The organism is Streptomyces sp. NPDC107546 (assembly GCF_055639175.1).
In genome coordinates, this window is the sequence record NZ_JBVKBA010000005.1 from 44,694 (window position 1) to 62,710 (window position 18,017).

Genomic DNA, 18,017 nt, shown 5'->3' on the forward strand with positions numbered 1-18,017 from the left:
CCCACCACCGAGAGGGAGGAACTCCCATGAACAGCACCACCGAAGCCGAGGACGAGGTGCGGGCGGCGGTCGCCGAGCTGCTCGGCACCGCCCCGCAGGAGGTTCCCGGCGACGCCCGTCTGGTCGACCTCGGGCTGACCTCGCTCCAGGTCATGCGGCTCGGCTCGCGCTGGCGCCGCGCCGGGATCCGGGTGAAGTACCAGGACCTGGCCGCCGAGCCCACCGTGAACGCCTGGGCCCGGCTCGTTTCCGAGAACTCCGGGAAGTCCGGGAGCGCCGCGAACTCCGCGAACTCCGCGAACAGGGAGAGGTGAGAAAGTCATGGCCACCCGAGTACGGAAGTTCCGTGTCGACGGAACGGCTGCCCGGCTCGCCCGGCACCTGTTGGATGCCGACGTGGAACAGCTCGTCCGTTTCTCCTGCATCGGGGACGAGGTGAGGCTCGACATTCCCGACACGCATTTCCACGTACATCTGCGGGAATCCGGAGGCTCGTTCCAGCTGCGATTCCGGATGACCCATGACGGTCCGGCGAAGCCGCGTTCCTGGTCCCGCCGGCTGCCCGTGTCGGCCGGGCTGCCCGGGATAGCCCGGTGCATCGCGGACGACGTGCGCACCATGGCGCGCGAGCTCGCCCCGCTCACGGCCGCGGTGGGGGTGTGAGCACCATGGCGACGGCTCTCTTCCTCCGGGCGCGGCGCGGCGAACTGCTGGTCGTGGGGCGAGCCGGGCGACGTACGCGCCCGCGCTGTATCTGCTCGTCGCGGTCGCCGGGTGCGGCACGATCGGCACCCAGATCCTGGTCAACGCCTATGTGGCGCTGCACTATCCGCCGCAGATCCGAGCGACCGCGCTGGGCTGGGCGCTCGGGATCGGGCGGTTCGGGGCGGTGGCCGGGCCGGCCGTCGGCGGGCTGCTGGTCGCCGCGGACGTCGGTGCGGCGGTGAACTTCTACGCCTTCGCCGTGCCCGCCGTGCTCGGTGCCGGCTCGGTCCTGCTGCTGCCGGGCCGCCGCCGCACCCCGGCCGCGGCGCCCGCCGCGCCGTCCTCCGAGCCGGTGAAGGCGGCGGCTTGACGACCCCGCCTCCCGGCCATGCGCCGGAACTCCTCGCCCGCCCGCCGGAGAAGGCGGGCGGGCGCCGAGGCGGACGAGGACGGCCGCCGCCTCCACCCCGCGCTGGACGCCGGTACTCCTGCCCGCCCGCCGTACCTGGCGGGCGGGCAGAGTGCTTGGCGCACGGCACCGGAGACCGACGAAGACCGACGAACGGACTGCGGTCCCGTTCCACCAGGCCGACACGGCTGAAGCCTCCGCCCGGATGGGCACGGCGCTGCGGGCCGAAGTGCTCGAGGCAGAGCGGACGGAGCGGACGGTCGGTGGGTAGATGGAGCCTCCGTTCCGGACGCCGGGGACGGACCGTCGGCGGGCGGACGCCTCCATCCCGGACGCCCGGGACGGACCATCGGCGCGCGGACGCACCCATCCCGGACGCCCGGGACGGACCATCGGCGCGCGGACGCCTCCATCCCGGGCGCCGGGGACGGACCGCCCGTGCGCGGACGCCTCCGGCCCTGGGGAACGGACCGTCGGTGCGCGGACGCCTCGGCCCGGGTCGCCGGGGACGGCGGTCCGGGCCGAGGCCTTCGTTCAGTCCGTCGGCGGCAGGGCCGGTACGGCCGCCGGTGCCGCGGCCTCCGTCCGGTCCGCCGCTGCGGCGGGGGCGGGCTGCCGGGCCGCCGCAGCGAGCAGCACCCCGAGCGCCATGGCCCCGCAGACCACGAGCAGGGCGGGCACGAGGGCCGCGACGAGGGAGTGGGACAGCACGGTGGACGCCAGGTCGGTGATCTTCCGGGCCAGTTCGGGCGAGGCGTCGCGGGCCAGCGCGGGAGCGGACCGGCCGCCTCCGGCGGCGGCACCGGCCGCTGCCCCGGTCATCTCGTCCACGAACCGCCCGCGCAGCGGAGCGGGCAGCGCGCGGGCCGCGTCGGCGGCTCGCGGGGTCACGTCCGCCAGCAGCCGGTTCTGCAGCACGGCGACCGCGACCAGACCGCCGAGGACGGAGCCGAACTGGCGGTTGCTGTTGAGGACTCCTGACGCGGCCCCGGCGAGGCGGTGCGGAACGTCGTACGTGGCCAGGGTCTGCATCGGCCCGAAGGTGCAGCCCACTCCCGCGCCCGCGACGGCGAACCCGGGCAGGAAGGCGTACCAGGGCGTGTCCACCTCGGCGATGAAGGCCACCGAGCCGATTCCGGCGATGAACAGCACGAGCCCGATGACCAGGATGTACTTGCCGCCGATCCGGTCCACGAGACGCCCGGCGACCGGGGCCACGGCGACGGAGACGACGGCGATGGGCGCCATCGTCAGACCGGTCTTGAGCGCGTTGTAGCCCAGCACCGACTGCAGATAGATGTTCAGCGGCAGGAAGACACCGACCGTGCACAGCGACACCAGGACGTTCACGCCGTTCATCAGCGTGTAGTTGCGGTCCTTGAACAGCTCGAACGGGACCAGCGGGGAGCGGCCCTGCTTGCGTCGCTGGTCGAGCAGGAACAGCAGCAGCACCACGGCACCGGCGGTGAGCACCCCCGGGATGGTGATCCAGCCGTCGACCGTGCCCCAGTCGTAGCGCTGGCCCTCGGCGAGGCCGTAGGTGAGCAGCACCAGGCCGACGCTGAGCAGCAGCACACCGACCGGGTCCAGCGAAGCCCGGCGGCCGGGGCGCACGTCGGTCAGCAGCAGCGGGCCGAGCACCAGGACGGCCACGCCGATGGGCAGGTTGATGTAGAACACCCACCGCCAGTCGGCGACGGTGATCAGCAGCCCGCCGAGCGTGGGGCCCGCGACGGTCGCCACGCCCGCGATCGCGCCCCACACGCCGAGCGCCGAGCCGCGCCGCTCCGCCGGGAAGACCGCGATGATGAACGTCATGGTCTGCGGCAGCAGCAGCGCCGCGCCCAGGCCCTGCACGAACCGGCCGGCGATCAACTGCTCGGTGTTCTGGGCCAGGCCGCAGGCCATGGACGACACGGTGAAGAGCGCCACGCCGCCGAGGAAGAGGTTGCGCGGCCCCCAGAGGTCGCCGAGGCGTCCCGCGGTGATGAGGAACGCCGCCACGGCGATGACGTAGCCGTTGATCATCCAGGCGATGTCGGCGAGGGACGCGTGCAGATCGCCGGAGATGCTCGGCACGGCGACGTTGATGATCGTCATGTCGAGCATCGTCATGAAGTAGCCGAGGGACAGCACCGTCAGCATGGCCCAGGGGTTGCCGCGCAGCTTCGTGTTCATGTGACTCCTTGGGAAGCGGTCCGGTGCGGGCGGCAGCGGCCGGACGCGTCGCCGCCGCCCCCGGCGGACCGAGTCAGCCGAAGAACGGCCGGTCGATGATCCACAGCCAGGTGCCGTCGGGCTGGCGGTGGGCCACCTCGGCACGGGCGCCACCGTCGGCGGTGCGCGCCGTCGTCAGGGCGTAGTCGCCGCTGCGCAGCACGGGCAGCACCGTGCCCGCGTCGAACTTGGGCTTGTTCGCCAGCAGTCGGGTGTAGACCGCGCGCAGCGCCTCGTGGCCGGTGGTCTCGCGGCCCGGCGGGACGGCCACCACGGCGTCCGGCTCGTACAGCGCCAGCAGGCCCTCGACGTCCCCGGCGTTGCCACGTTCGATGAACAGCCGCAGCAGGTCCTCCGGGCTCTTCGCGGTTTCGCGTTCAGTCATCCGCGTACTCACTCTCCACATCGGTGTGCGAACGGCAGGCGGCAGCGGTGCGCGCGCGTGCCGGTGCGCACGGGCCTGCCGTCCGGGAATTGTGGCAGTGCATTCCGTTTCGGGGGCAGCGCGAAGTACTCACTTGCACAGCGGACTTGCACACGGAATAAGTCGGCCGGGCGTTCGACTGCGTACATTGTCCGGGGACCCGGACGGGTCGTAGGGTGCCGCGGATCCGAATGGCTTCCACCGAAGGAATTTCACCGCGATGACCGAAACCGTCACCTCGGAAGACACGGCTGAATTGCTTCCCGAATTCCCACTGCGTTTCGGCGAGGAGGAGTCCCGCACGGACGGAGCCCTCGCCTACGCTCGCCTCGCGGCCGGCGACCCGGTGACCCGGGTGCGGCTGCCCAGCGGCCGTCCCGCCTGGCTGGTCACCGGCTACCAGGAGGTCCGCGCCGTCCTCACCGACGCGCGGGCCGCGCGGCAGGCCGCCGCCCGCTCGGACGGCGCGCAGGTCCTCGCCGTGGAGCGGGTCGGCACCTCGATCCTCACCCTCGACCCGCCGGACCACACCCGGCTGCGCCGGATCGTGGGCCGGGGTTTCACCGCGCGCCGCAGCGAGGCCCTGCGGCCCCGCATCGCCGAGATGGCGGGCGAACTGCTCGACGACCTCGCCGCCGGACCGCGGCCCGCGGACCTCAACGAGCAGTTCTGCATGCTGCTTCCGGTCCGCGTCATCTGCGAACTGCTCGGCGTGCCGCTCGAGGACCGCCACCGTTTCGAGGCGTGGCGGGACGCGCTGATCGCCCCGGCAGGACCAGACCGGACCTTCGACGCGGGTGCGCACCAGGCCCTGCTCGCGTACATCGGCGAGCTCGTGGCGGCCAAGCGCAGGGAACCGGGCGACGACCTGCTGAGCATCCTCGCCGCCGCCGGGCAGGGCCCCTCGGACAAGGACGACGCCCTGACCGATCAGGAGATCGTCGCGCTCGGCGGCACTCTGCTGGTCGCCGGGTTCGAGACCACGGTCGCCCAGCTCGGCCTCTGTCTGCGGGAGATCCTGGCCCGCCCGGAGGGGCTGCTGAGCGTGCCCACGGAGCGCACGGAGCTGGCCGCCGAGGTCGAGGAGCTGGTCCGCCGGCTGCCCATAGGCAACTTCGGCGGCACGCTGGCCCGGCAGGCGACCGAGGACATGGAGGTGGGCGGCGTCCTCATCCGCGCCGGCGAGGTGATCGTCGCCGCCACCCAGGCGGCCAACTTCGACCCGGCCGCCTTCCCCGCCCCGCTGGACCACGACGCGGCCCGGACCAACGGCAGCCACCAGATGGCCTTCGGCTTCGGAGTGCACCACTGCCTGGGCTCCCCCGTCGCCCGCATCGAGATCCAGGAGGCGCTGCTGGCCCTGCGCACCCGCTTCCCGGACATGCGGCCGGCCGTGCCCGACGAGGAGCTGCGGTTCGTGCCCGGCGCGGCCAGCAGGCGGCTGGAGCGGTTCCCGGTCACCTGGTGACCGGCAGTCCCCCATCCGGCGCACCGGGCCCGGGAGGCTTCCTCCCGGGCCCGGTCGCGTGCCGGCGCACACGGGTGGGCCGTCCGGCCGCCCGCACGGGCCCGCCGAAGCGCACGCGCTGTCCGGCGGGGCCCGGCGTTTGTGAGTGACGTCCACTCAAGAGCCGGGCATCCACCGCGTGTTGTGCTGCTCTCCGCCGGTCACCGCACCGAAAGGAGGGCACGGGGTGAGAGCCGGACACATTCATCTCGCGGGCATCGGCACCTGGCGCCCCGCCACCGCGCACATCCGCCCGCCGGGCGCCTTCGCCCACCCGGGCGCCGCTCCCGCGGCCGGACCCGGGGCGACCTCCGGGTCCTGGCCGGCCACCGGGCATGACTCGGCGGCCCGGTCGTCCCAGGCCGCCCACGACGACACCACGGCCTGGCCGAGGACCGACCACGACGACAGCGCAGCCTGCCCGAAGACCGAACCCGGTGACACGGCAACCCGATCCGACGCCCAACCCGCCGACACGGCAACCCGACCCGACGCCCAACCCGCCGACACGGCAACCCGACCCGACGCCCACCCCGTCGGCATGTCGGCCTGGCCCGGCCCCGAGGCCGCCGTGCGCGCCGCCCGGACCGCCCTGACGCGCGCGGGGCTGCCGTACGAGCGGTTCGGGGCGCTTCTGCACGGCAGCACCCTTCCGGCCGGCCCCGCGCATCTGTCGGTGCCGCACTACGTCCTGCACCGCACCCTCGGCCGGGCCGTCACCGCGGCCGAACTGCGCCAGGGACACCTCTCCCTGCTGTCCGCGCTGGGACTGTGCGCCCACCTGCTGCGCGCACCGGGTGGCAAGGACGCCGTCCTGATCACCGGAACCGACCCGGCCGCCCCGGCACCTGACACCCCGGACGACCCCGATGTCCGGAACGGCCCGCACGCGCCGGTCACCGCCCCGGCCGCCCCCACCGGCCACGCGCTCGTCGTCTCGCGGCTCGGCGGCTTCGCGCGCGTGCTGTCGGTCGCCGAGAACTGCGACCCCGGCCACTACGACCTGCGCATCCCGCCCGGCACCGGCTGGGCGGCGCTGCGCACCCGCACCGAGGACCAGGTCCTCGCCGAGGCCGGGGTCGCCCCGGGCGACCTCGCCGCGACCCTCACCGGCGCGTCCGGCGCGGGTGACCTGGTGCCGGCCCTGGAGGAGCTGTGCGCCACGGGCCGCGCGGCGCCCGGCGACCGGCTGCTGCTCACCGCCGCCACGCCGGGGCTGGAAGCGGGCGCCGCCGTCCTGGAGATCACCGCGGCCCTGCCCTGAGACCGCTCCCGTGCCCGCACGGGCTGCGCCCCACCTGAAGTTCCGTTTCCCTACCCAGGAGGCCCGGACCATGGCGAACACCATTCCGCCGGTACCGCCCTATTCCCTGCCCACCCGCGCCGACCTGCCCGAGAACACCGTCTCCTGGACGGTGGACCCGCGCCGGGCACTGCTGCTCGTCCACGACATGCAGCACTACTTCCTCAGGTGCTTCGGCGACCGCTCCCCGGGACCCGAACTCCTCGCCCACGCCACCGCCGTACGGCGCGCGGCGGCGGTCGCCGGGGTGCCGGTGGCGTACACCGCCCAGCCCGGCAGCATGACGCCCGCCGAGCGCGGCCTGCTCAAGGACTTCTGGGGCGAGGGCATGCGCGCGACCGCGGCCGACCGGGACATCCCCGCGTCCCTGGCGCCTGCCCCCGGCGACACCGTCTTCACCAAGTGGCGCCCCAGCGCCTTCTTCCGCACCGGGCTGCTGGACCTGCTCCGCGACAGCGGACGCGACCAGCTGATCCTGTGCGGCGTGTACGCACACGTGGGTCTGCTGCAGACCGCCTGCGAGGCCATGGCGCACGACATCCAGCCGTTCTTCGTGGCGGACGCCGTCGCCGACTTCAGCGAGCGGGACCACCGCATGGCCGTGGAGTACGCGGCCAAGCGCTGCGCCATGGTCGTGACCACGGCCGACGTGTGCGACGCCCTGGCCCTTCGGACCACCGGAGCCCTGCGATGACGTACCCGGACCTGCTGGACGCGCTGACCGGTCCCACCCCGCCCGCGGCGTTCGCGCTGCTGCACCGCCCGGAGACGGCCGCCGAGCGCATCGACCTGCTCACCGGCACCCTGCACGAGGCGGACACCCTCGCCGAGGTGCCGTTGCCCGCCCCGGGTGGACGCGCGTGCCACGAGGCGCTGGTGCTGCTGCCCTACCGGCAGATCGCCGAGCGCGGCTTCGAGGCGCCCGACGACGGGGCGCCGCTGACGGTGATGAGCATCGAGCGGCAGGCCTCGGCACCGGTCGGCGAGGTGCTCGACCGGCTCCCCGACGTGCCGCTGAACGCCCGCGACCTGGGCTTCGACCTGGACGACGACGCCTACGCCGACGCCGTGCGCCGCGTCGTCGACGAGGAGATCGGCACCGGCGCCGGCGCCAACTTCGTCCTCAAGCGCACCTTCGTGACGCAGTTCGACCACTGGTCGCCGCAGGCCGCCCTCGCGCTCTTCAAGCGGCTGTTGCGCCACTCGGCGGGCGCCTACTGGACCTTCCTGATCCACACCGGGGAACGCACCCTGCTCGGCGCGAGCCCCGAGCGGCACATCACCCTCGACGCGGGCACCGCCGTGATGAATCCGATCAGCGGCACCTACCGCTACCCGGAGTCCGGCCCGTCCGCCGACGGCCTCCTTCAGTTCCTGGCCGACCGCAAGGAGGCCAACGAGCTGTACATGGTGGTCGACGAGGAACTGAAGATGATGAGCCGGATCTGCGAGGGCGGCGGCCGCGTGGTGGGTCCCCGGCTGCGCGCCATGGACCGGCTCGCGCACACCGAGTACTTCGTCCAGGGGCGCTCCCGGCTCGACGTGCGCACCGTCCTGCACGAGACGCTGTTCGCGCCGACCGTCACCGGCAGCCCCCTGGAGAGCGCCTGCCGGGTGATCTCCAAGTACGAGCCGGACGGCCGGGGTTACTACGCGGGCGTGGCCGCGCTGATCGGCCGGGACGCCGCGGGTGAGCGCGCCCTGGACACGGCGATCCTCATCCGCACCGCCGACGTGGACGCCGCGGGCACGCTGCGGCTGAGCGTCGGGGCGACCCTGGTGCGGGACTCCGACCCGTACGCGGAGGCCGCCGAGACGCGGGCCAAGGCGGCGGGCCTGCTGGCCGTGGTGCACGGCGACCCGGGCGCCACCGCGGCGGAGCCGGGCGAGGTGTCACCCGCCGCCGCGGCCGCCCGTCGGCTGAGCCTGCTGCCCGCGGTCGCCCTCGCCCTGTCCGCCCGCAACGAACCGCTGGCTCCGTTCTGGCGCGCCGACCCACGGCGGCGGCGAACGGCCGGCTCGCCGCTGGCCGGGCTGCGGGCCCTGCTCGTGGACGCCGAGGACACGTTCACGGCGATGGGCGCCGACCTGATGCGGGCTCTGGGGCTAAAGGTCGTGGTGCGCCGGTTCGACGAGGCGTACGACCTCGACGGCAACGACCTGGTCGTGGTGGGGCCGGGACCCGGCGACCCCCGGGACACCGCCCATCCGAAGATCGCCCACATGCGGGCGCTCACAAGTGAGTTGCTCCGCCGGGGCACGCCGTTTCTGTCGGTGTGCCTGGGCCATCAGGTCCTCAGCTCGGTCCTCGGCCTGGAACTGGTCCGCAAGGACGTGCCGAACCAAGGCGTGCAGCGCACCATCGACCTGTTCGGGCACCGCGAGGACGTCTACTTCTACAACACGTTCACCGCGGTGAGCGCGGCGGACGCGTTCCCCGGGCCGGCCGCCCGCCCCGGCCCCGTGGAGGTCGCCCGGGACCCGGCCACCGGTGAGGTCCACGGGCTGCGCGGCGCGGGTTTCGCGTCCGTGCAGTTCCATCCCGAGTCCGTCATGTCGCGGGCCGGCGTGCACACCTTCGAACGCCTGGTCAGCGGCCTGTTCCCGGCCCGTCTCCGTTCGCCCCTCCCCTACTCGGAACGCGAGGAAGTCGCATGAGCGCCCTTCTGCCCCCGTCGTCCCTTGCCGTGCCCGAGGCGCTGCAGCAGCCGGTGTGGCCCGACCCGGAGGCCCTGCGGACCGTCCGGGAGCGCCTGTTGACCGCGCTGCCGCTGGTGCTGCCGACCGAGTGCGACGTCCTGCGCCGGCGGCTCGCCGCCGTCGCGGCCGGCAAGGCGTTCCTGCTGCAGGGCGGCGACTGCGCGGAGACCTTCCGCGACCTGTCCCTCGGCACGGTCTCGCGCAAGATGGATACCCTGTTCGGTACGGCCGACGAGCTGAGCGAGGCGCTGTTCCTGCCGGTCGTCATCGTGGCGCGGCTCGCCGGCCAGTACGCCAAACCCCGCTCCCAGCCGGTGGAGACCCGGGACGGGGTGACCCTGCCGTCGTACCGGGGCGACGCCGTGAACGGCCCGGAGTTCACCGCCGAGGCCCGCACCCCGGACCCGCACCGGATGCTGCAGGTGTACGCGGCGGCCGGGGCCACGCTGAACGCCGTGCGCTCGCTGCTCACCGAACGGCGCACGGCCCTCGGGCAGCGGGAGATGTTCGTCTCGCACGAGGCGCTCCTGCTCGACTACGAGCGCCCGCTCACCCGGCCGGACGCCCGCACCGGCGACCCCTACGCGGGCTCCGGGCACCTGCTGTGGGTCGGCGAGCGGACCCGGCAGACGGACGGGGCGCACATCGACTACCTGTCCCGGATCCACAACCCGGTCGCTGTGAAGGTCGGCCCGACGGCCACGCCCGCCGAGGTGCTGGCCCTGGTGGAGCGGCTCGACCCGGATCGGGAGCCGGGCCGGCTCACGCTCGTCGCGCGGATGGGCGCCGACCGGGTCCGGGACGCGCTGCCGCCGCTGGTGGAGAGCGTCGCCGCGGCGGGCGGACGGGTGGTGTGGATATGCGACCCGATGCACGGCAACACCTACAACGCGCCGTCGGGGCACAAGACCCGGCACTTCGACGCGGTCCTCGACGAGGTCACCGGCTTCTTCGAGGTGCACCGGTCGCTGGGCACGCACCCGGGCGGCCTGCACCTGGAGATGACCGGCGAGGAGGTCACGGAGTGCGTCGGCGCCGGCGTCGCCCCGGCCGACCTGCCGCTCCGCTACGAGACGGCCTGCGACCCGCGGCTCAACCGCAGCCAGACACTGGAGTTGGCCCGGCTGGTCGGTGAGTTGGCGACCCCGGTGGCCGGGTGAGGCAGTCGGCCGCGTGAAGGGCCCCGGCCGGACGGCCGGGGCCCTTCACGGAGAGGACGGACGAGAGAGGAGGGCTCACAGGTGGTGGGCGAGCTCCGTGCGGGCGGTGACGCCCAGCTTCCCGTAGACCCGGTGCAGGTGGTTCTCCACCGTGCGCACGGAGACGACGAGCCGGTCGGCTATCTCCTGGTTGGAGAGCCGCGAGGCGGCCAGCGAGGCGACCTCGCGCTCCCGGGCGGTCAGCCGGGCCGTGCCCGCGGCGGGCTCCGTCCAGGACGCCGACGCGGGTGCCCAGGGCGGGAGTTCACCGTCGTAGGCGGCGAGGAGCTCCGCGCACCGCACGCGTGCGGCACGGCCACGGCGACGGCGACCGGCCGCCTGATGCGCGCGGGCGGCCTGCGCGGACGCCTCGGCGGCGAGCGGCGGCGCGCCGAACGAGGCGAAGCGGTCGGCGACCGTGTCCAGCGCGTCGCCGTCGCGCCGGGCCAGGGCCCGGACGTGCGTGGCGAGCAGCGCCGGGTACCCGCCGTCGTCCTCGCGGACCAGCCGGGCGAGGTCCGCTGCGGATGCCGCCGCGTCACCGACCCGGCCGGCCAGGTGCAGGGCCGTGACCGCCTGCTGCAGGCGCCCGGCCGCGGCCGCGCGGGAGGCGACGTCGCGGGCGCGGCGCGCGGCGCCCGCGAGGTCGCCGGTGTACGCGAGGACGAGGGCGTGCTCCAGGGCGGCGCCGTCCACGGCGAGCGGGTAGGCCACGGACTGCCGCTCGACCGCGCGGGCCTCGACGACGGTGCGTACGGCCTCGGTGTGCTCACCGGCCTCGGCGAGCGCACCGGCCAGCTGCGCGAGCGTCCAGGCCGGGGTGGTGAACCAGTCGGCGCGGTCGTCGCGGGCGCAGGCGCGCCGCAGCAGCGCGACGGCCTCGCCGTAGCGCCCGGCACTGCGGTAGGTGCGGGCCCGCACCACCGCGCCGCGGATCTCGCCCCGGCTGCCCGCGCTGTCGTGGCGGATCCCGTCGAGTGCGGCGGAAAGCTCGGCGGTCCGGCCGACGTGGAACGCGGCGCGGCTGGCCAGCAGCCGGGCCGCCAGCCGGTGTTCGGCGTCCCACCCGTCCATGCGGTCGCGCACCTGCCGCAGCAGCGCGAGCGCGCCGGCGGCGTCGCCGCGCTCGATCCGTGCCAGCGCCACGGGCGGCACGACCAGGGCGGCGGCGTCCGGGCCGGGGAGCCCGGTGCCGGCCGCGCCGCCGGTGTCGTCACGCAGCAACTGCAGGACGGTACGGGCACCGAGCAGCGCGGGGTCGTCGGGGCGCCTCGCGGCGGCCGTCTCCACGAGCGCGGCGGCCTCGGGGACCCGGTGCAGGCCCCAGGCCAGGTTGAGCGCCCGCGCCGCCTCGTCCCCGGTCCCCCGGGCGAACTCCTCCTCCGCCTCCTGGTGCCGCCCCTGCCCGGCGAGCGCCCGCGCCAGCAGGGCACCGGGACCACCCCCGCCGTGGCCCCGGTCGCCCTGCGCGGCGAGTCCCAGGCGGCCGAGGCGCTCCGCGAGGGCGAAGTCCCGGCGGCGCAGGGCCGCGTCGGCCGCCGCGAGCAGCCGGTGCGGCGGGAGCTCGTCGCCCGCGGCGAGCCGCAGCGCGACCGTGCGCGGACCGTCGTCGGTGCGGCGGGCGCCGGTCGCCTCGATGGCCTCGGCCAGCCGCAGCCGCAGCCGCCGGGCGGTCAGATCGGGCAGCCCGGCGGTGAGCACGGGCGCGTACAGCGGATGGGCCAGGCACAGCCGTAGCCGTTTGCCGTCGCGTTCGGTGACCACCACGCCGCGCCGGTTGAGGGACTCGGCGGCGTGGATGAGGTCCTCGACCGGTGCCAGACCGGCCTCCAGCGGTCCGGCGAGGGCGATCATCGCGGCGAGTTCCGCCTCGTCGTCGGCGAGCGGACCGAGCCGACGCCGCACCATCTCGGCGAGCCGGTCGGAGGGTTCGCCGGCGGGGCCGTGCCACTGCCAGGTGTCGCCGTCGAGCCGCAGGCCGCCCTCGGCCAGCGCGGATTCCACGATCTCGCACAGGAACTGGGCGTTGCCCAGGGTCAGCGACCACAGCCCGTCCAGGCTCGGCCGGGCGATCCGGCCGCCGAGCCGCGCCCGCAGCAGGGCGTCGGCCGCGGCCGGGTCGAACGGCTCGACGGGGATCCGCTCGACCCGGCCCTCGACCCACAGCCGGGAGACTCCGTCCGGCAGCGGCATGCCGGACGGGGCCGCCCCGAGCAGGGCTGCCCGGCCGGCGCGGACCAGCGTGTACAGCCGCTCCGCCGCGCCCGGTACCAGCAGGTGCACGTCGTCGGCCCCGACGACGACGTGGCCCCCGCCGTCCGCCTCGCCGAAGTGGCGGTCCAGGTCGGTGGCGCGCGGGTCGTGCAGCCACACGGTGGTGTGCCCGGCGTGCCGTGCCGCCTGCATGGCGGCGGCGAGCAGCCGGCTCTTTCCGGTGCCGGGCTCTCCGACGAGAAGGGCGCCGCCGCGCTCCACCGCGGCGGCGACGACCGCCAGTTCGGTCTCCCTGGCCGTGAGGGGCCATGCGGCGCCGGCGTACGGCGTGATCGGCATGGTGCGGTCACTCCTTGTCCGCTGGGTGCTCCGGTGCCGGGCGCCGGCCGGGTGCCGGGCGCCCGTGGCGTCGTCCACGCCGGTGTCAGGCCATGAGTCCGGCGCGGGCGACGATGACCGCGGAGCCGCCCACCTCGATCGACTCCACGTGGTCGGCCCGGCCGGACGCCGTGGCGAGCATGGTGGACAGGCGCCCCATCTCGACGCCCTGCTGGATCTCGATCTGCCGGCCGAACTCGACCAGGCCGTGCCGGGCCAGGTGCAGGGCCAATGGGCCGGCCGCGGAGCCGGTCGCCGCGTCCTCGACGACGCCGTAGGCGGGCGAGAACATGCGGTTGCGCCACTGCGTGCCGGATCCGGCGAAACAGTTGGCGGCCATGTCCGGGAACTTGGCGAGCGCCTTGTGGTCGGGTTCGAGGGCGGAGAGCGCCTCTATGCTCTCCAGGCCCACGTAGACGTGCCGGGGGCCGTTGCGGTACGCGGTCACCGGCAGGGTGGAGGAGTCGAGGCCGAGAGCGGCGAGGAGTTCGTCGGCGTGCTCGTACACCTCCCAGGTCGGGATGGGCTGCCGCATCCGCGCCGAGACGATCCTCCCGTCGTCGCCGCGGTCGAAGACGAAGGGGATCACCCCCATCGCCGTCTCGAGCCGGAGCCGGTTGGCCCGGACCGACTCACCGAGCACGATGGCCGTGCCCAGCAGCGGATGACCCGCGAAGGGCAGCTCGTTGACCGGGGTGAAGATACGGATACGTGCGTCGCCGCCCTCCTGGGGCGGCAGCACGAAGGTGGTCTCCGACAGGTTCATCTCCCGGGCGATGCGCTGCATCCGCGGGCCGGGTATGTCGGCCGCGTCCAGAAAAACGGCCACCGGGTTGCCCTCGAGACGCGTACTCGTAAAGGCGTCAGCCACCATGTAGGCGTGCATCATCCGTCCAATCGCGCGGGCGCCGGAGCCATGTCCGTCACCTTTCTGTCGTAGGGAGGGGGACGGCCCCGCACCCGGAGGTGCGGGGCCGGGGCGCGTCACGGCTGCAGGCGGCTCGTCGTCCAGCCCCGGTCGGTCCGCTGGTAGACCAGCCGGTGGTGCAGCCGGTCGGTGCGGGCCTGCCAGAACTCCACCGCGTCGGGGGTCAGCAGGTACCCGGCGAAGGACTCCGGCCGGGGCAGGGCGCCGAGCCCGGTGAGCCGGGCGGCCTCGGCGCGCAGCCGCTCCTCGTCGTCGAGGGGTTCGCTCTGCCGGGAGACCGTGGACATGGCGTGCGTGCCCACCGGGCGCACCGCCCACAGGTGGTCCGCCTCGGCGTTCGGGAGCCGCTCGACGGGGCCTTCGAGGACGATCTGGCGGCCGCTCTCGCGCCAGTACAACACCGCGGACGCCCACGGACGCCGGGCGAGTTCGCGGCCCTTGCGGCTGCCCGCGTGGGTGGTGAACACCAGACCGCGGTCGGTGATCGTGTTGACCTGGACGGTACGGCTGGAGGGGCGGCCGTCCTCGTCCGCGGTGGCCAGCGCCATGGCTCCCGGCTCCCGCACCCCTTCTTCGGCGGCCGTGCCGAACCAGGTTCTGAGCAGCCCGATGGGGTCGTCGGGGAAGGGCGGGTCCACGGGCGTCGCGGTCACATGCGCCTCCGTCGTGCTCATACCTGCAGCGCGCGGCCGAGGCCCGCGAGGCTGGAGATGCCGGCCAGCTCGTGGATGCCTTCCGCGACGGCCTCGATGTCGAACACCGAGCGCTGCGTGGGCGGGTAGCCGATGAGTTCCGCGGCGCTGCGCGGGTGCGGGGGCGCGGACGCCTCGGCCGATTCCCAGATGAAGACGGCGCCCCAGCGGTTGTGCTCCTGGTCGGCGATCCAGAATTTGTAGATCAGTCCGGGCTGGCGGTTCCATGCGTCGACGGCCTCGTCGCGCAGGAAGTTCCGCAGGGTTTCGATGGTCTGGTCGGACTCGCTCAGATCCCACCAGGCGACCATGGCCCTCATGACATGTGAACCTTTCTCGGGTGAGGCGGCGGGGGCCGCCGCCGTCAGTCGATGCCGCGCAGGATGTGCGTCTCGTGCGGCACGTCCTCGCAGCCGGCGAGCCTGATCGGCGCGCAACGCGCCCAGACGTCGAGGCTCCGCGGCAGGCCGTACCGAGTGGTGCGCCGCGTGCGGCCCAGGGCCCGGCGGCGTGCAGGCTTTTCCTTCGGGGACACCACGACTCCTCGTCGCCGGGAACTCTTCGACGCGAACTCTTAGACGCGGGCTGTCCGGCACGGGCCGTCCAGGGGGATCAGGTGGGAATTCCTTCCCGCTTGATCTGCGGGACGTCGATGCCGAGCGCGCGGAGCTGGTTGAACGGGTTCATGAATTCCCGGGCCTGCTTGATCTTTCCGTTCTCCAGCAGGAACGAGTGAATGAAGTGGTTCTCGTAATAGCCCTCGGGATAGCCGGGGAACAGAATCTTCCCCTTGCCGTCGCACTCGACCCAGAAGCGGTTCGGGTCCTGCGTCTCGTAGATCTCGATGTTGTACCAGACCCAGTCGGGGAAGCACCGCAGCGACCAGACGGCGTGCTCACCGAGGCGGTCGCGGCCGTGGATGGCGATGGGGCCCGGGGTGTCGGCCGTCCACAGACCGCCCACCCCGTCCTCCGTGAAGAGGTGATGCCGCGTCAGGCGGTCCTGCCCCAGGGCGTGCATGTACGTCTCGACGGCGGCGCGGTTGGCGCGCCGCAGTTCGGCCTCATCGGCGAAGACCGCGGTGTCGGCGGTGTCGGCGGTGCCGTTCATCTGTGCGGTGTCGGACACGGTGTCCTCCGGCGTCGTACGGACGGATGGGTGCTGCCGCCCGCCACCGTGGGACGGGTGTCTATAGCCGGGGAGCGCGCTGCCATATTTCGTCTATACGCGCGTGGCAACGTCCTGCCCACGCAGCTTCCTGACGCCCGGCCCTGCTGAATCCGGGCCGACCGTTCGCGCAGAATGCCGGAACGGAGACGACTCCGCCACGGGGCAAGGAGAAGGCAATGGAATTCCGGCTGCTGGGGAATGTCGAGGTGCTGGGCGAGCGCGGCGCGGTCCCACTGCCGGGCGCGAAGGTGCGCACGGCGCTCGCCGCCCTGGTCCTCGCCCGCGGCTGGCCCGTGCCGGACTCCGCGCTGACCTCGGCGCTGTGGGGCTGGCACCCGCCGGACACCCGGACGGCGCAGCTGTACACCTACATGTCGCGCCTGCGGCGGCTGCTGGGTCCGTCGGTGCGGCTGGAGCGGCAGCAGTCCGGCTATCTGCTGCACGCCCAGGACGCCACCGTCGACGTACTGGAATTCGAGCAGCTGGCGGCCGAGGGGGCGCGGGCGCTGCGCCAGCGGCAGTTCGAGCGGGCGAGCCGGCGGCTGGGGCAGGCGCTGCGGCTGTGGCGCGGGACGGCGCTCGCCGATGTGACGGAGCATCTGGCGGACGCGGAGCGCCCCCGGCTGGAGGAGGCCCGGGCGCTGGCCCTGGAGGACCGTCTGGAGGCGGATCTGTCGCTGGGCAGGCACCGCGAGCTGATCGCGGAGCTGACGGGCCTGGTGCACGCGTTCCCGCTGCGCGAGCGGCTGCGCGCCCAGCTGATGACCGCGCTGTACCGCTGCGACCGGCAGAGCGACGCGCTCGCGGTGTACCACCACGGACGGCAGCTGCTCGCCGATGAGCTCGGTGTGGATCCGGGGCCGACGCTCAGCGCCGCGTACCAGACCGTGCTGAACAACGCCCCGGTCCTCGCCGTGCCGCCGACCGGTCGCACCGCCGCCCCGGTGCCGGCCGCGGCGGCTGACGCCCCGGCGATGCTGCCGCCCCCCGCGGACGACTTCACCGGGCGGCAGCGGGAACTGGCCGAGCTCGCACGGCTGTTGCCGCCATGGGACGAGGGCGAGGGGGCACCGCAGCGTCCGCGGCGCTTCCTGCTGACCGGCATGGCGGGCGTCGGCAAGTCGACACTGGCCGTACAGGTGGCGCACACGGTGGCGGCCTCCTTCCCCGAGGGCCAGCTGTACGCCGACCTGCGCGCGCCGGACGGCGCACCGCGGGACCCGCGCACGGTGCTGTCCGAACTGCTGCGGGCGCTCGGCGACGGCGCCGAGGACCTGGCGGGCGCCACCCTGCCCGCGTACGTGCAGCGGTACCGCGCCCGTACGGCGGGCAGGGCGCTGCTGGTGGTCCTCGACAACCTGGTGGCGGAGCGGCAGTTGGACCCGCTGCTGCCGGGCGGGACCCGATCCACGGTGGTGGTCACCGCCCGGACGCATCCGGCGGCGATATCCGGAATACGCACGGTGGTCCTCGAACCGCTGCGCCCCGGCGAGTCGTTGACGCTGCTGGGGGCGATGGCCGGATCGTCGCGACTGGCCCGCGAGCCGGAGGCGGCACGGGACCTGGTGACGTACTGCGAAGGGCTGCCGCTGGCGCTGCGCGCGGTGGGCGCCCGCCTGGCCGCCCGGCCGCGGCTCCCCCTGTCCTGGCTGGCCGACCGCCTGGCCGAACCCGACGTGAGACTCGGGGAGTTGCGGTACGGCGAGCTGTCCGTGGCCGCGAGCCTGGCCCACTCGCTGCACGGCCTCGACGACACCGCTGTGGCGGTGTTGCGGAGCCTCCCCGCTCTGGGCGGGCGCCCGTTCACCGCGGCGGAGGCCGCCGGACGGGCCGGGAGCGCGGAGCCGGCGTCGTTCGAGCAGGCCCTGGATCGGCTCGCCGACGCCCGCCTGCTGGACCTGTCGGCGATCGACGACCGGGGACAGCCGCTGTACCGCTGCCCCGGTCTGGTGCGGCTGTTCGCCCGATCCCTGGAGGCACCGGCGGCGAATCAGGCGCAGGTTCCCGCCGGGCCTGGGGCAGGGGCCGGAGCCGGGACCGGAGCCGGGGTCGTGGCCACGGCGGGGGCCGGGGCCGGGGCCGTGGTCGCGTCCGGAGCCGTCGCCGGTGCGCTCGGCTCCGTCTGAGGGCAGGGCTCCGGCCCGATCTGCGCGCAGGGCTCCGGCCCGGCC

At 74.4% G+C, this 18,017-nt stretch carries 16 protein-coding genes and 1 pseudogene; 9 read left to right on the plus strand and 8 right to left on the minus strand.

Translation table 11 applies throughout. The features are described from left to right. Positions 1 to 26: 26 nt before the first annotated feature. The 3 genes and pseudogenes from ACZ7L1_RS08935 to ACZ7L1_RS08945 form a co-directional block, all read left to right on the plus strand. Positions 27 to 314, plus strand: a complete 288-nt coding sequence (locus tag ACZ7L1_RS08935; RefSeq protein ID WP_471435481.1) for a phosphopantetheine-binding protein — start codon at positions 27 to 29, stop codon at positions 312 to 314. Between the two features lie 7 nt (positions 315 to 321). Further along, positions 322 to 663: a hypothetical protein gene (locus ACZ7L1_RS08940; protein WP_471435483.1), complete on the plus strand. Its 342-nt coding sequence runs from the start codon at positions 322 to 324 to the stop codon at positions 661 to 663. Positions 664 to 745: 82 nt separating this feature from the next. Beyond that, positions 746 to 1,075: pseudogene (locus ACZ7L1_RS08945) on the plus strand (MFS transporter); the annotation flags it as partial. Between the two features lie 573 nt (positions 1,076 to 1,648). Here the strand turns inward: ACZ7L1_RS08945 and ACZ7L1_RS08950 are convergent. Together ACZ7L1_RS08950 and ACZ7L1_RS08955 are read right to left on the minus strand one after the other, a co-directional pair. After that, a complete protein-coding gene (locus ACZ7L1_RS08950; RefSeq protein WP_471435485.1) occupies positions 1,649 to 3,292 on the minus strand; it encodes a DHA2 family efflux MFS transporter permease subunit in 1,644 nt (547 codons plus the stop codon). 73 nt (positions 3,293 to 3,365) lie between these two features. Beyond that, a complete protein-coding gene (locus tag ACZ7L1_RS08955) occupies positions 3,366 to 3,716 on the minus strand; it encodes a YybH family protein (RefSeq protein ID WP_471435487.1) in 351 nt (116 codons plus the stop codon). Between the two features lie 259 nt (positions 3,717 to 3,975). Here ACZ7L1_RS08955 and ACZ7L1_RS08960 point away from each other — a divergent pair, with 259 nt between their 5' ends. From ACZ7L1_RS08960 to ACZ7L1_RS08980, 5 genes are all read left to right on the plus strand, one after another. Then, positions 3,976 to 5,223 (plus strand): cytochrome P450, encoded by a 1,248-nt coding sequence (locus ACZ7L1_RS08960; protein ID WP_471435489.1) that lies wholly within the window; start codon positions 3,976 to 3,978, stop codon positions 5,221 to 5,223. A gap of 226 nt (positions 5,224 to 5,449) precedes the next feature. Then, positions 5,450 to 6,526: a hypothetical protein gene (locus ACZ7L1_RS08965; RefSeq protein ID WP_471435490.1), complete on the plus strand. Its 1,077-nt coding sequence runs from the start codon at positions 5,450 to 5,452 to the stop codon at positions 6,524 to 6,526. 70 nt (positions 6,527 to 6,596) lie between these two features. Further along, complete coding sequence (locus tag ACZ7L1_RS08970; RefSeq protein ID WP_471435491.1) at positions 6,597 to 7,259, plus strand: isochorismatase family protein; 663 nt, start codon at positions 6,597 to 6,599, stop codon at positions 7,257 to 7,259. After that, on the plus strand, positions 7,256 to 9,223 hold the full coding sequence (locus ACZ7L1_RS08975; RefSeq protein ID WP_471435492.1) for an anthranilate synthase family protein: 1,968 nt from the start codon (positions 7,256 to 7,258) through the stop codon (positions 9,221 to 9,223). Before ACZ7L1_RS08970 ends, ACZ7L1_RS08975 begins: the two co-directional genes overlap by 4 nt. Then, positions 9,220 to 10,425, plus strand: coding sequence for a 3-deoxy-7-phosphoheptulonate synthase (locus ACZ7L1_RS08980; protein ID WP_471435494.1), 1,206 nt, complete (start codon positions 9,220 to 9,222; stop codon positions 10,423 to 10,425). The genes ACZ7L1_RS08975 and ACZ7L1_RS08980 overlap by 4 nt, the downstream gene beginning before the upstream one ends. Positions 10,426 to 10,500: 75 nt before the next feature. On the opposite strand, the gene ACZ7L1_RS08985 is transcribed toward ACZ7L1_RS08980, so the two are convergent. The 6 genes from ACZ7L1_RS08985 to ACZ7L1_RS09010 all read right to left on the minus strand — a co-directional run bounded on the left by ACZ7L1_RS08985 (position 10,501) and on the right by ACZ7L1_RS09010 (position 15,804). Beyond that, a complete protein-coding gene (locus ACZ7L1_RS08985; protein WP_471435496.1) occupies positions 10,501 to 13,017 on the minus strand; it encodes a LuxR C-terminal-related transcriptional regulator in 2,517 nt (838 codons plus the stop codon). A gap of 85 nt (positions 13,018 to 13,102) precedes the next feature. After that, positions 13,103 to 13,945 (minus strand): PhzF family phenazine biosynthesis isomerase, encoded by an 843-nt coding sequence (locus ACZ7L1_RS08990; protein WP_308437742.1) that lies wholly within the window; start codon positions 13,943 to 13,945, stop codon positions 13,103 to 13,105. A 95-nt stretch (positions 13,946 to 14,040) separates the two neighbouring features. Beyond that, positions 14,041 to 14,658: a phenazine biosynthesis FMN-dependent oxidase PhzG gene (gene phzG / locus ACZ7L1_RS08995; RefSeq protein WP_471435498.1), complete on the minus strand. Its 618-nt coding sequence runs from the start codon at positions 14,656 to 14,658 to the stop codon at positions 14,041 to 14,043. Then, positions 14,655 to 14,996: a hypothetical protein gene (locus ACZ7L1_RS09000; RefSeq protein ID WP_263229987.1), complete on the minus strand. Its 342-nt coding sequence runs from the start codon at positions 14,994 to 14,996 to the stop codon at positions 14,655 to 14,657. The genes phzG and ACZ7L1_RS09000 overlap by 4 nt, the downstream gene beginning before the upstream one ends. A gap of 44 nt (positions 14,997 to 15,040) precedes the next feature. Next, entirely contained in the window at positions 15,041 to 15,211 is a 171-nt protein-coding gene (locus ACZ7L1_RS09005) for a hypothetical protein (RefSeq protein ID WP_471435500.1), read from the minus strand. A 77-nt stretch (positions 15,212 to 15,288) separates the two neighbouring features. Then, on the minus strand, positions 15,289 to 15,804 hold the full coding sequence (locus ACZ7L1_RS09010) for a PhzA/PhzB family protein (protein WP_471435502.1): 516 nt from the start codon (positions 15,802 to 15,804) through the stop codon (positions 15,289 to 15,291). A 218-nt stretch (positions 15,805 to 16,022) separates the two neighbouring features. On the opposite strand from ACZ7L1_RS09010, the gene ACZ7L1_RS09015 reads away from it, so the two are divergent. Then, positions 16,023 to 17,972 carry an AfsR/SARP family transcriptional regulator gene (locus tag ACZ7L1_RS09015; protein WP_471435504.1) on the plus strand — a complete coding sequence of 650 codons (1,950 nt, stop codon included), beginning with the start codon at positions 16,023 to 16,025 and terminating at the stop codon, positions 17,970 to 17,972. The last annotated feature ends 45 nt before the right edge of the window (positions 17,973 to 18,017 follow it).